At 62.1% G+C, this 13,143-nt stretch carries 11 protein-coding genes; 10 read left to right on the forward strand and 1 reads right to left on the reverse strand.

Annotation, left to right across the window (positions count from 1 at the left end; all coding sequences use genetic code 11):
* The first annotated feature begins 18 nt into the window (after nucleotides 1-18).
* Both ACJ8J4_RS11815 and ACJ8J4_RS11820 read left to right on the forward strand, forming a co-directional pair.
* Nucleotides 19-1,122, forward strand: coding sequence for a suppressor of fused domain protein (locus ACJ8J4_RS11815; protein WP_060432666.1), 1,104 nt, complete (start codon nucleotides 19-21; stop codon nucleotides 1,120-1,122).
* A gap of 25 nt (nucleotides 1,123-1,147) precedes the next feature.
* Nucleotides 1,148-1,675, forward strand: a complete 528-nt coding sequence (locus tag ACJ8J4_RS11820) for a cysteine hydrolase family protein (RefSeq protein WP_049295228.1) — start codon at nucleotides 1,148-1,150, stop codon at nucleotides 1,673-1,675.
* A gap of 32 nt (nucleotides 1,676-1,707) precedes the next feature.
* Here the strand turns inward: ACJ8J4_RS11820 and ACJ8J4_RS11825 are convergent, their stop codons facing one another.
* A complete protein-coding gene (locus tag ACJ8J4_RS11825) occupies nucleotides 1,708-2,583 on the reverse strand; it encodes an NAD(P)-dependent oxidoreductase (protein WP_025302011.1) in 876 nt (291 codons plus the stop codon).
* Between the two features lie 290 nt (nucleotides 2,584-2,873).
* Between ACJ8J4_RS11825 and trpS the strand changes: the two genes are divergently transcribed.
* The 8 genes from trpS (at nucleotide 2,874) to atzF (ending at nucleotide 13,143) form a co-directional block, all read left to right on the forward strand.
* Entirely contained in the window at nucleotides 2,874-3,881 is a 1,008-nt protein-coding gene (gene trpS / locus ACJ8J4_RS11830) for a tryptophan--tRNA ligase (RefSeq protein ID WP_197835266.1), read from the forward strand.
* A 117-nt stretch (nucleotides 3,882-3,998) separates the two neighbouring features.
* The gene (gene phnC, locus ACJ8J4_RS11835; RefSeq protein ID WP_019454697.1) at nucleotides 3,999-4,832 is read left to right on the forward strand and encodes a phosphonate ABC transporter ATP-binding protein; all 834 of its coding nucleotides are present in this window, start codon (nucleotides 3,999-4,001) and stop codon (nucleotides 4,830-4,832) included.
* Nucleotides 4,833-4,879: 47 nt separating this feature from the next.
* Entirely contained in the window at nucleotides 4,880-5,812 is a 933-nt protein-coding gene (gene phnD / locus ACJ8J4_RS11840; RefSeq protein WP_025302014.1) for a phosphonate ABC transporter substrate-binding protein, read from the forward strand.
* Between the two features lie 78 nt (nucleotides 5,813-5,890).
* On the forward strand, nucleotides 5,891-6,754 hold the full coding sequence (phnE, locus tag ACJ8J4_RS11845; RefSeq protein ID WP_043136924.1) for a phosphonate ABC transporter, permease protein PhnE: 864 nt from the start codon (nucleotides 5,891-5,893) through the stop codon (nucleotides 6,752-6,754).
* Nucleotides 6,751-7,650, forward strand: coding sequence for a phosphonate ABC transporter, permease protein PhnE (gene phnE, locus ACJ8J4_RS11850; RefSeq protein ID WP_048322480.1), 900 nt, complete (start codon nucleotides 6,751-6,753; stop codon nucleotides 7,648-7,650). The genes phnE (ACJ8J4_RS11845) and phnE (ACJ8J4_RS11850) overlap by 4 nt, the downstream gene beginning before the upstream one ends.
* A gap of 230 nt (nucleotides 7,651-7,880) precedes the next feature.
* A complete protein-coding gene (locus tag ACJ8J4_RS11855) occupies nucleotides 7,881-8,345 on the forward strand; it encodes a DUF1456 family protein (RefSeq protein WP_004939471.1) in 465 nt (154 codons plus the stop codon).
* Nucleotides 8,346-8,522: 177 nt separating this feature from the next.
* Entirely contained in the window at nucleotides 8,523-11,090 is a 2,568-nt protein-coding gene (locus ACJ8J4_RS11860; protein ID WP_197835268.1) for a putative mucin/carbohydrate-binding domain-containing protein, read from the forward strand.
* A gap of 223 nt (nucleotides 11,091-11,313) precedes the next feature.
* Nucleotides 11,314-13,143, forward strand: a complete 1,830-nt coding sequence (atzF, locus tag ACJ8J4_RS11865) for an allophanate hydrolase (RefSeq protein WP_197835270.1) — start codon at nucleotides 11,314-11,316, stop codon at nucleotides 13,141-13,143.

Consider the following 13,143-nt stretch of genomic DNA (forward strand, 5'->3'; position numbering starts at 1 on the left):
TGACCCTATTGAGGTGATATGAACGAGTCATACGTACTTGCTGAAGTCAGCAATGAGAACCAGACGCTGGTCGCGGTGGTTCAGCAAGATCACCGGGCAGCCTATTTTTACATCTATCCCGCCGAAGCCTACAGCGATCGCTATCAGGTGCGCGCCTGCTGGCTGCGCAATCTGGCCGCCGCGCCGCTGCAGGAAGATCGCGCCGCGCTGGAGCAGGGGCAGCCGCCGATGCTGGCGGCGGAATTTTGCCGCAACCTGGAAGGGGAAGCGCCGCTGAACCCGGAAGGGCTGATGGTGGTGTGGAGCGAAAGCGACGACGGCGCGGCCCTGTGGTATTACGGCCAGCTGCTGGCGGTGATCCCCGGTTGGAGCCTGTATATCGACCATTCGGTGTGCTATTCGGCCAGCTGCATCAAGGAGAGCCCGTTGGCCTATCCGCTCGGCTCGGCCTCGACCAACACGCAATATGCGCAGGCGGAAAGCACCCGCCAGTTTTGGCGCAGCTGGCAGCGTGAAGAGGGCAACCCGTGGCCGAAGATGCAGCGCGATTTTCAGGCGCGCTATGAGCCGCATTTCGGCCCTTCGGTAAAATACTACGCCATCGATCAGGGCAAGTGGCCGCCGATGGCCATCACCCAGCACGAGCGCGACGGCATCTATTACTTCCTCACCATGGGCGTCAGCATTCGGCCGATGCCGTGGGTGGAGATTCTGTTCAACGACGAGGCTTCGCGCTATCGCCGCATGGAGATGGCGATCGCCATCGACAGCCAATACATGACCGAAGACAACGCGGTGCAGATGGCCAGCGCGCTGGCCGGTTTCGCGCACGCGCCTTGGGCGCGGCTGACCTGGATCGGCGAAGGGCATACGCTGGAGTCGGACGTGGCGCCGCTGGGCTACGAGGGCTATATTTTATCGTCGTCCTTCTACCCGCATAGCGCGCACCTGGCTCTGCCGCAGCAGTACGGCGATCCGGTGAACCTGTTTTGGGCCAGCCCGGTGTTTACCGCCGAGCGCCAGCTGGCGCACGCCACGCCGAACGGCGGGCACGATCTGGTGAACCGGTTGCGTGAGCAGGGCGTCGATCATATTTTCCGCCCGCGCCAGCCGGTGTGCTGACGCGGCTTAATCTTCGGGAGCCGCCATGACCACCGCGTTGTTGATTATCGATGTGCAGGAAGGATTGTTTACGCCGCCGCCGGCGGATGCCACGGGCACCGTTACGCGCATTAATCAGCTGAGCGAGCGCGCCCGCCGGGCGGGCGTGCCGGTTGTCGTCATTCAGCACCATACGCCGGACGACGAACTGCCGCACGGCAGCGCCGCCTGGCAAGTGCTTGCGGCGCTGAAGGTGGCGCCAGGCGACCATCGGGTGGATAAAACCACGCCGGACTCGTTCCTGCGCACTTCGCTTGGCGCGTTGCTGATCGCCAACGGCGTATCGCAGTTGGTGGTTTGCGGTTACTCCACGCCGTTTTGCATCGATACCACGGTGCGCAGCGCCGCGGCGCACGGCTATCCGGTGACGCTGGCGGCGGATGCCCACACCTGCCACGACAAATCCTATGCCGACGGCCTGCTGATCCGTACCCACCATAACGAGACGCTGTCGAATATCGACAGCTTCGGCGTGCCGATCCGCGCCGTGCCCGCAGCGGACATCGTGTTCTGAGAACGGAAAACGGGGGCCAGCGCCCCCGTTCGTTATTTCAGGCCCGCCCGCCGCGCCGCCACCTTGGCCAGCGCGGCCCAGTCCAGATCCGCATCCCCTTGCGCCATCGCGTCGAGGAAGTTGTCCTTCAGCACTCCGGCGAACGGCATCGGCGTATGGCTGTCGGCGCCGGCGGCCAGCGCCAGCCCGACGTCCTTCAGCCCCAGCGCCAGCCGGAATCCGGCGGGTGAATACTTCTCGGCGGCGATCAGCGCACCATAGCCCTGGTAAGCCGGGGCGGCGAAGACGGTGCTGCTCAGCATCTGCAGGTAGTCGGCGCCGGAAACGCCGTAGTTGCGCACCAGCGCGCTGCCTTCCGCCATCGCTTCAATGGCGCTGGCCAGCGTAAAGTTGGTGGCGATTTTGACCACGTTGGCCTGCGCCGGGTCGGCGCCGAAGTGCCAGGTTTTCTGGCCGAGGGCATCGAACAGCGGTTGCGCTTGCTTCAGCCGTTCGCTATCGCCGGCTGCCAGAATATTCAGCTTGCCGGCGGCGGCCACGTCGATCCGCCCCAGCACCGGTGCGGCGAGATAGCCGATGCCGTGTTCCGCATGCAGCGTCGTCAGGCGTTTGGCGAGCTCGACCGAGATGGTCGCCATATTGATATGCAGCGCGCCCGGTTTCATCCGCTGCAGCAATCCGCTGTCCACCACCACCTGTTGCGTGGCGGCATCGTCGGCCAGCATGGTGATCAGCACGTCGGCATCGGCCAACTGCTCCGGCCGTTCGGCCTGCCGCGCGCCGGCGTTTACCAGCGGCTGCGCCGCCTGCGGCGAGCGGTTCCATACCGTCAACGCGAAGCCCGCCTGCACCAGGTTAGTTGCCATGGCGCTGCCCATCCCACCCAGTCCGGCAAATCCGATCTTCATCATGCGCTCCTTTTTCAGGTTGAAGGTTTTACCCTAGCGCGCCGGGCCAGGAACGCAAATGCCGGAGTGTAACGCCTTCTTACGCGCCGGCGGCGGGCTATTGACGCATTGCCGCTGCGGGTATACCTTGATGGCATGAATATATCGATGCACTCCACCCACAATCAGTCATGGTGGCGCCTCTTCTGAGGCGGCACGAGTATTCACATCTCTTTTTAATGCCGCCGGTTTGGCGGCATTATCTTTTGTGGCGTTGATCCGGCGGTCTACAGACCTTCAGGAGCACTGTCATGAGCTACACCATTCTTACCGGCGATCGCGCTACCGGCCCACTGCATTTAGGTCACTTTGTCGGCTCGCTGCGCCAACGCGTCGAACTGCAGCACCAGCATAACCAAACGGTGATGGTGGCGGATCTGCAGGGCCTGACCGACAACGGCAACAACCCGCAAAAAATCAGCGCCAACGTGCTCAACGTCGTGGCCGACTATATGGCGGTCGGCATCGATCCGCACAAGACCACGATCTGCCTGCAGTCGGCGCTGCCGGCGTTGGCCGAGCTGACGATGTACTACCTCAATCTGGTCAGCGTGGCGCGGCTGGAACGCAACCCGACGGTGAAAAACGAAATCGCCGAGAAGGATTTCGCCCGCAGCCTGCCGGCCGGTTTTCTGATCTATCCGGTCAGCCAGGCGGCGGACATCACCGCCTTCGGCGCCACCCACGTGCCGGTCGGCGAGGATCAGCTGCCGATGCTGGAGCAAACCAACGAGATCGTGCGGCGCTTCAACCACATCGTTGGCCAACCGATATTAACGGAGTGTCAGCCGCTGTTGAGCAACGTCGGGCGTCTGCCGGGGCTGGACGGGCAGGGCAAGATGTCGAAATCGCGCGGCAACGCCATCCCGCTTGGCGCCGGCGCCGACGAGGTTCACAAGGCGGTGATGAGCATGTTCACCGATCCTGGCCATCTCAACGTCAGCGATCCCGGCCGGGTGGAGGGCAACATGGTGTTCACCTATCTGGACGCCTTCTGCGAAGACGCCGCACTGGTGGCGGAGCTGAAGGCGCACTATCGGCGCGGCGGGTTGGGGGACGTGAAAATCAAACGGCTGCTGGAGGATTGCCTGCAGAGCCTGCTCGAGCCGATCCGCACCCGCCGCGCCGAATTCATTGCCGATAAAGGCGAGCTAACGCGTATCCTGCAGCACGGCACCCGCCGCGCGCATCAGGTCAGCCAGCAGACGCTGCAGCAGGTCAAGATGGCGCTGGGGCTGGACTTCTTTAGCCTGGAATGATGCGCACGCCGGGGCGGCACGCGTCACGCCCCGGCCATAAAACGATCATCCCACTGTCATAAACTTATCCGTTAATAGGTGCCCATAATGATTAGCCACTGAAACCAGAGAAATCATATGGCTCAGGCACTGTTAAAATTGGCACAGCACGACTTTCCAGGGCAGCACGCCGCCGCATCCCGCAAAGTATTATCGGTAAAGGGACTCGGCAAGGCCTATAAAGCGCAGCAGCGCGTGCTGGATGACATCAATTTCGATCTGCACGCCGGCGAGTTCGTGGCGGTGATCGGCCGCTCCGGCGCAGGCAAGTCCACGCTGCTGCATACCCTCAACGGCACCATTCCTTCCAGCTGCGGCGAGATGCTGCACTTCGAAGACGATGGCGTGGCGCAGGATATCGCCCAGCTTGCCGGCCGCCAGATGCGCCAATGGCGCGCGCGCTGCGGCATGATCTTCCAGGACTTCTGCCTGGTGCCGCGGCTGGACGTGATGACCAACGTGCTGCTGGGGCGCCTGAGCCATACCTCCACCCTGAAATCCTTCTTCAAACTGTTCGATGACGCCGACCGCGCTCGCGCCATCGAGCTGTTGCAGTGGCTCAACATGCTGCCGCACGCGCTGCAGCGCGCCGAGCACCTCTCCGGCGGCCAGATGCAGCGCGTCGCCATCTGCCGCGCGCTGATGCAAAACCCGCAAATCCTGCTGGCCGATGAGCCGGTCGCGTCGCTCGATCCGAAAAACACCCGCCGCATCATGGACGCGCTGCAGAAAATCAGCGAAGACGGCATCGCGGTGATGGTGAACCTGCACTCGGTCGAACTGGTGAAAGAGTATTGCTCGCGGGTGATCGGTATCGCCCACGGGAAGATCGTGTTTGACGGGCATCCTTCGCAACTGAACGAACGGATCCTGCACCAGCTGTATGGCGAAGAAGCCAATCAGATCCATTGAAGCACTTTTGACCTTTACCCTTTACCTTTACACACAAGGCACACCTAATGAAAAAAGTATTGAGTCTGACCACCCTGATGGCCGGCGCGATGATGGTATTTAATGCTGCCGCAGCGGATGCGCCGAAAGAGCTGAACCTGGGCATTCTCGGCGGCCAGAACGCCACCCAGCAGATCGGCGATAACCAGTGCGTGAAGCAGTTCCTGGACAAGGAACTGAATGTCGATACCAAGCTGCGCAACTCGTCCGACTATTCCGGCGTGATCCAGGGCCTGCTGGGCGGCAAGATTGACCTGGTGCTGAGCATGTCGCCGTCATCGTTCGCTTCGGTCTACATCAAGGATCCGAAAGCGGTGGACATCGTCGGCATCGCGGTCGACGACGTCGACCAGTCGCGCGGCTACCACTCGGTGGTGGTGGTGAAGGCCGGCAGCCCGTACCAGAAACTGGAAGATCTGAAGGGCAAGGCCATCGGCTTCGCCGATCCGGATTCCACCTCCGGCTTCCTGATCCCGAATCAGGCGTTTAAAAAGCTGTTCGGCGGCACGGTCGACAACAAATACAACAACACCTTCTCCAGCGTCACCTTCTCCGGCGGCCACGAGCAGGATATCCTTGGCGTGCTGAACGGCCAGTTCGAAGGCGCGGTGACCTGGGCGTCGATGATCGGCGACTACAACACCGGCTACACCAGCGGCGCGTTCACCCGCATGATCCGCATGGATCACCCGGACCTGATGAAACAGATCCGCATCATCTGGCAGTCGCCGCTGATCCCGAACGGCCCGATCCTGGTGAGCAACTCGCTGCCGGCCGACTTCAAAGCCAAAGTGGTCACCGCCATCAAGAAGCTGGATAAAGACGATCACCAGTGCTTTATCAAAGCGATGGGCGGCAAACAGCACATCGGCGACACTACCCTGGCGGAATACCAGACCATCATCGATATGAAGCGCGAGCTGACCAAAGGCGACCGTTAATTCCCGGCTGCCTCGGCCGTCCGAATGAAGGGGTTCAGCGTGCTGAACCCCTTGTTCCATCAAGATGGAAGACCTGCTTTGAATACCGATTTCGCACACTATTACCAACGGATCCGCAGCAAGCAAAAACGCGAAGCGCTGCTGTGGTCGCTCGGGCTGGTGGTGCTGTACCTGGGCGCCGGCAACCTCGCCGAGTTCAACCTGCACACCGTCTGGGTGTCTATTCCGCACTTCTTCGACTACCTGGCCGAAACCGTGCCGACGCTGCACTGGCACCTGCTGTTCGCCGATGGGCGCACCGAAGGTTCGCTGGCCTATTGGGGTTACCGCCTGAACATCCAGCTGCCGCTGATCTGGGAGACCCTGCAGCTAGCGCTGGCGGCGACCATTTTTTCGGTGCTGGTGGCGACCGTGCTGGCGTTTCTGGCGGCCGGCAATACCTATACCCCGGGCTCGGTGCGGCTGGCAATCCGCACGCTGGTGGCGTTCTTGCGCACCATGCCGGAGCTGGCGTGGGCGGTGATGTTCGTGATGGCGTTCGGCATCGGCGCCATTCCCGGCTTCCTGGCGCTGGCGCTGCACACCATCGGCAGCCTGACCAAGCTGTTCTACGAATCGATCGAAACCGCCTCCAACAAGCCGGTGCGCGGGCTGGCGGCCTGCGGCGCCACGCCGCTGCAGCGCATGCGCTTTGGCCTGTGGCCGCAGGTGAAGCCGGTGTTTCTCTCCTACAGCTTCATGCGGCTGGAGATCAACTTTCGTCAGTCGACCATTTTGGGGCTGGTGGGCGCGGGCGGCATCGGCCAGGAGCTGATGACCAACATTAAACTCGACCGTTACGATCAGGTCAGCATGACGCTGCTGCTGATCATCGTGGTGGTTTCCGTGCTCGACTACGTGTCGGGCGAGCTGCGCAAGCGTGTGGTGGAGGGGGCAAAATGATAGCGGGCACTCCGGCATCGGCGGAAACGCTGCGCCAGTTGAAACAGCAGCATCCGGCGATCTTCGCGCAGCAGGGGCGCTACCTGCGCACCGTCGGCCTGATCGCGCTGGCGATCGTGCTGTACTATGTGTTCTTCTTCCTGGTCTTCGGCATTAGCTGGCCGCAGTTTATCAACGGCTGCCAGCAGCTGGGGCGTTATTTCCTGCGCATGTTCGTCTGGCACGACTTCGCCAACTGGCCGTTCATGTACTACTTCCAGCAGATCGGCATCACCATCGCCATTGTGTTCGCCGGCACCATCACCGCGTCGCTGATCGCGCTGCCGCTGTCGTTCTTCGCCGCGCGCAACGTGATGTCGACGCCGCTGCTGCGGCCGATCTCCGTGCTGGTGCGCCGCTTGCTGGACGTGCTGCGCGGCATCGACATGGCGATCTGGGGGCTGATCTTCGTGCGCGCCGTCGGCATGGGGCCGCTGGCCGGGGTGTTGGCTATCGTGATGCAGGACGTCGGGCTGCTGGGCAAACTGTACGCCGAAGGCCATGAGGCGGTGGACAAGTCCCCCAGCCGCGGCCTGACGGCGGTGGGCGCCAACGGGTTGCAGAAGCACCGCTACGGCATCTTCACCCAGTCGTTCCCCACCTTCCTGGCGCTCAGCCTGTACCAGATCGAGTCCAACACCCGCTCAGCGGCGGTGCTGGGCTTCGTCGGCGCCGGCGGCATCGGCCTGGTGTATGCGGAGAATATGCGGCTGTGGAACTGGGACGTGGTGATGTTCATCACCCTGATCCTGGTGGTGGTGGTGATGATCATGGACAAGGTCTCGTCGCTGCTGCGCAACAAGTACATCATCGGCGAAGACATCCCGCTGTATCAGCAAAAAAGCCAAATCGATTGAGAAACCCCTTGCCGATCCCTATACTGCCGCACATTCAAGGTGTGCGGCCATACCCGTCATACTTGGAGCTGCCTCTTTGTTGGCTGCATTTGCGCGCCCCGGTCACATAGTTAACTATGCTCCGGGGGCTTACAAATTTGCCGCCGCGATGCAACTCCAATTATTTTGGGTATGGGGCATTTTTTACAATGCGCACGTCCCCGTTAGACAAGTAAAGGCAATGCAATCCCATGATGAACAACGACGTGCTGCGCAGCGTGCGCTATATGCTGAGCATTAACAACGCCAAAATGGTCGAGATTATCAAACTGGACGATTTCGAGGTGGCGGTGTCGGCGATGGACGCTTACGTGATCAAAGAAGGCGAGCCGGGCTACGAAAAGTGCCCGGACGAAGTGATGGCGCACTTCCTCAACGGCCTGGTGTTCTTCAAGCGCGGTAAGGACGACAAGTTCCCGGCGCCGGCGGTTGAGCTGCCGATCACCAATAACCTGGTGCTGAAAAAGCTGCGCGTGGCGTTCGAGCTGAAAGACACCGACATGCACCAGATCTTCACCGCGGTGGACTTCCGCATCTCCAAGCCGGAGCTGAGTGCGCTGTTCCGCAAAGAGGGTACCAAGAACTACCGCCCGTGCGGCGATCAGATGCTGCGCTACTTCCTCAAAGGGCTGGCGCAGCGCGTTCGCGGCGAGTAACGCGCAGCGTTCAACGAACATCAGGCGCAATCGCAAGGTTGCGCCTTTTTTATTGCCGCTCTCCCGCTCGCCGTTGTTGTACTGGCCCTCAGCCACCCGTCATCGATGGAGGGCGTGCCGCCCGTCCGGTTACTTTTTCATGGTCAATTCAATCACCCAAACCATGAGGAAAGCAGGATGCCAACCATCACGAAAACCCAATCACTTTACACGTTGACCCGGCCAGTCTGGCTGGATGCGGCAGGCATGAGCAAAGGCATCGATCACGATCGCCAGCACCTGGGCGTCATTCTCGCCGCCGGGCAAGTGCTGCGAGTGCGCCAGACCAACGCGGCGTTTACCGGCAAGTTAACGCTGCGCTTGCTGAATGACGACAGCAAAACGGAGGCGGAATTCAGCGTCGGCGCGAGCTGGGTCGAGGCCCAGGTCAATGCCGTCTCGGTGCCGTTCATCGATACGCCGTATGGGCAGGGCGAGCCGGTGCTGGAGTTCGAGCACCCGGACACGGCGAAAGCGTTGCCGGTTTATCGCCGTGGCGAAAACGAAGCCGCGTTCTTTGCCCGCTGGGACGATCGGGACGCCGAGTTTGCCCTGATCGATGCGGAATACGCGGTGTTGCTGGTGCCGAAAATCAGTAAACCGGCGCTGAAGTCACTGGGCGAAGCGAAAAACATCGACGGACTGATCGCCTACTACGATCGCATTTTCACCTTCTACAATGCGCTGACCGGCGTCTCGTTCGAGGCTGAACACGAATCCGATCGCAATATTCGCAACCGCTACTTTATGAAGGCCGATAAACACGGCGCCGGCGCCGCGTATTACGGCGGCCGCTGGACGGCGGAAACCAGCAGCTCGGTCAGCAGCTTCTGGCTGACGCCGAAAGACAGCAACTGGGGCAGCCTGCATGAGATCGCGCACGGCTATCAGGGGCACTTTATGGGCGACAAATATTTCTCCACCGGTGAGATGTGGAACAATATTTATGCCGCTTGCTATCAGGACGTGATGCTGGGGGAACGTAAATACCAGGAGGGGTGGCTGTATAACTACGGCAACGCGGCCGGCGTCGAGAAGAAAATCATCGATCTGATCGCTCAGGGCACGCCACTCAACCAGTGGGATCTGCGCTCCAAGCTGTTCTTCGCGATGCTGATGGTCGACAAGGCAGGCAAGAACGCCTTCACGCACTTTAATCAGCAGTATCGCCAAAGCTGCAACACGGCGGGTTTCGTGCCGTCGGAACATGCCTTGCTGGATCTGCTGTCGGCAAGCTTCGCCGCAGCCGGCGAGCAAATCGACGTGACGCCGTTCGTCGAGCTGACCGGCGGCGTGATCACCCAAGCGCAGCGCGACCGCAACGCGTTCAGCCACGCCAAGGCGGTGTATCCGCTGTATCAACTGGTGGACGCGCAGAGTCTGCCGGTGGTGCAGGCACAGCTGAAGCTGGATTCCTCGCTGCGGCTGGTCGATTCTTGCCAGCTCAAGGCCAGCGGGCTGAAAGGCGACGTCACCCTGAGTCTGGATATCGATGACTTTGCGCAGATCTACGGTGAAGACCTGATCCTGATGGAAGGGGCGCGCTATGCCCACAAAGTCCGTATCGATGCGCCGACCCTGGCGCTGACTGCGCTGCCGATCGGCGTGTATACCTTGCGGTTGCCGACCGGTAAAGATCGCAAATACCGGCCGACGGCGGGTTACCTGACGGTGAAACAGGGGAAAAGCGCGGTGACGCTTCGCTTCGAGCGCAAAGCCGCTTCGCCGATCGTGTCGCAGGAGATCAACTTGTTGGGCCTGAGCGATGCGGTCTTCGCCACCGTGGTCGTCGATCGTGCCAAAGGGGCGGTGGTGGTTGACGTGACCAGCACCACGCCGCACGCCTACTTCCCGGGTGAAACCTATGCCCGGGTGACGCTGCGCGATCGGCAGGGTGCGGTGCGCTTCAGCAAAGAGGTTCAGGGCACTCAGGCTACGTTAAGTCATGACGAGCTGCCGTTTGCCGAGGGTGATGACATCGAGATTTATCATGTGGAGCCGAGCCGGGTGCGTTTGAATCCGGCGGCGGCCGGCGTCATCGATAACAAAAACAAAACCAACGTGCTGCGTATCGAAACCAGCGGGCTGAAAAACCCGGCGCTGTCCGGCGATCCCGAGCAAGCGCTGCTGACGCGCCTGGAGCAGGCGGCGCAGCGTTTACGCCGTCTGCTGCCGGCTTACTATGCGCCGTCGTCGTCGTTCAAGGATGATATCTATCTGGCGATCGGCGCCTTTGCCGAGCCGCAACGTGAGCCACTGTTGGCGACCTATCGGGATTGCCTGCCGGCCGACAATACGCCGCCGGGCGCTAACGTCGGCAATGCGTTTACCGTGGCGTGCAAAGGGATCGGCGATCGCCAGTTTCTGACCTGCGCCGTCGATCTGGTGAAGAAAACCGTGACCGTGACGCTGGCGGCGGGGATTGCTCACCACTACTTTACCGACAGCTACGCCTTCCTCAGCGTGACGGATGCGGACGGCAACACCTTGCTCAGCTACGACGTCATCGGCAGCCAGAATCAATCGGCTAAAACCTGGGTGCTGCCGCTGTCAGGCTACGGCGGTGAAGTGATTCATCTGCGGCATGAAGAGCCGGACAACCGCTTGGCGATCGTCAACGAAATGCAGCACCTGCGGCTGGCGGAGAAGGGCAAGCAACAGACCTACTGCATTACGCCGGTCGGTTTGAAACGCATCAAGGATTGATCCCCATCGGCCTCCGGGGCGGCGAGTGTCGTCGCCCCGTTTTTTCCTCTGCATCATCCCCTTATTGCACTCTTTTTGTTCTCCCGCTGCGCGCCGCTGGTGCAGGCCGTTCACCTTCGTCGTCATAAGTTTTAATTATAATTTATTGAAATCATGAGATTAAAAATTGGCACGCCGGTTGCTCTGTTGAATCCCATCTTGTGTACCAGATGGAATTCAGTCGATGAGCGAATCTGTTGTAGCGTGCGGTTTTACCCTCAGTGAATGGCAACACCATTACCAAACCCGCCCGGCGGGCGAGCGCCTTGCCTGCGTCAGTGCGACGATCGAAACGCTGGTCGCCGGGCTGAACCCAGACGATAACGCCTGGCTGTATCTCGCTACGCCGGCGCAGCGCGAGCAGCAGTATCGGCAGCTGGCACAGAGGCTCGAGGCGGTCGCTGGCGATCTCAGCCGCCTGCCGCTGTTCGGCGTGCCCTTCGCCATCAAAGACAATATCGACGTCGGCGGCTGGCCGACCAGCGCCGCCTGCCCGGCGTTCACCTATCAGGCCGCGGCGGACGCCACCGTGGTCGCCCGCCTGCGCGCCGCCGGGGCGATCGCCCTCGGTAAAACCAACCTCGACCAGTTCGCTACCGGGTTGGTAGGCACTCGCTCACCGTATGGCGCGGTGGTCAACAGCTTCGACAGCCGCTACGTCAGCGGCGGTTCCAGCTCCGGCTCCGCCTCGGTGGTGGCACGCGGCCTGGTACCGTTCGCGCTCGGCACCGACACCGCCGGTTCGGGGCGCGTGCCCGCCGGGTTCAACAACATCGTCGGGCTGAAGCCGACCAAGGGGCGGTTGTCCAACCGCGGCGTGGTGCCGGCCTGTCGGTTGAACGATACGGTGTCGGTCTTCGCGCTGACCGTGGCCGACGCCGCGCAGGTGGCGGAGTTGGCGAGCGGCTTTGACGCGGCAGACCCGTATTCCCGCCCCGATCCGCATACCGCGCCGGCGGATATCCCCGCCGCACCGCGTTTCGCCGTTCCCGCCCAGCTGGAGTTTTTCGGCGACGTTCAGGCCGAGCGGGCGTTTCACCGTGCGCTGGCGCAGCTGCAGGCGGGCGGCGCGACGCTGGAACCCCTCGATTTCGCGCCGTTTCGCACTCTGGCGGAACAGCTGTATTACGGCCCCTGGGTGGCGGAGCGCACGGTAGCCATTGAGCAGGTGCTGGAAGCGAGCCCGCAGGCCATCGATCCGGTGGTGCGCGGCATCGTCGGCAACGGCCTCGGCTACAGCGCCTGCGACGCCTACAAGGCGGAATACCTGCGCGCCGAGCTGGCGCGGCAAATCGCCCAGCGGCTGGCGCCGTTCGACGCGCTGGTGGTGCCGACCGCGCCCACTATCCGCACCCTGGCGGAGATGGCGCAGGAGCCGGTGCTGTTCAATTCGCAATTCGGCACTTACACCAATTTCACCAACCTGGCCGATCTGAGCGCGCTGGCGCTGCCGGGGCCGCAGCGCGAAGACGGTCTACCGGCGGGCATCACCCTGATTGCGCCCGCCTGGCATGACCGGGCGTTGGCGGCGTTTGGCCTGCGCTGGCAACGGCAAAGCGCCTTGCCGCTCGGCGCTATCGGCCGGGCATTGCCGCCGCAGCCTGTGCCTGCGCCGTCCACAGGGCACGTGCGTCTGGCGGTAGTGGGCGCTCACCTTAGCGGCATGCCGCTCAACGTCCAGCTGACACAGCGCGACGCGGTGCAGGTGGAGCAAACCGTTACCGCCCCCTGCTATCGCCTGTATGCGCTGGCCGATACCGAGCCGCCGAAGCCGGGGCTGGCGCGCGCGGCGCAGGGGGCGGCGATCCGCGTTGAGCTGTGGGACATCCCGCTGGCCCGTTTCGGCGAGTTTGTGGCGGAAATTCCGGCGCCATTGGGCATCGGCACGCTGCTGCTGGCGGACGGCCGGCGGGTGAAGGGGTTTATCTGCGAAGCCTGGGCGCTGGAAGACGCGACGGATATCACTGAGTTTGGCGGCTGGCGCGACTATCTCGCCAGCGTTAAGGGGGCATGA

This window comes from Serratia sp. CY47280 (assembly GCF_052168655.1).
Lineage (GTDB): Bacteria > Pseudomonadota > Gammaproteobacteria > Enterobacterales > Enterobacteriaceae > Serratia > Serratia bockelmannii.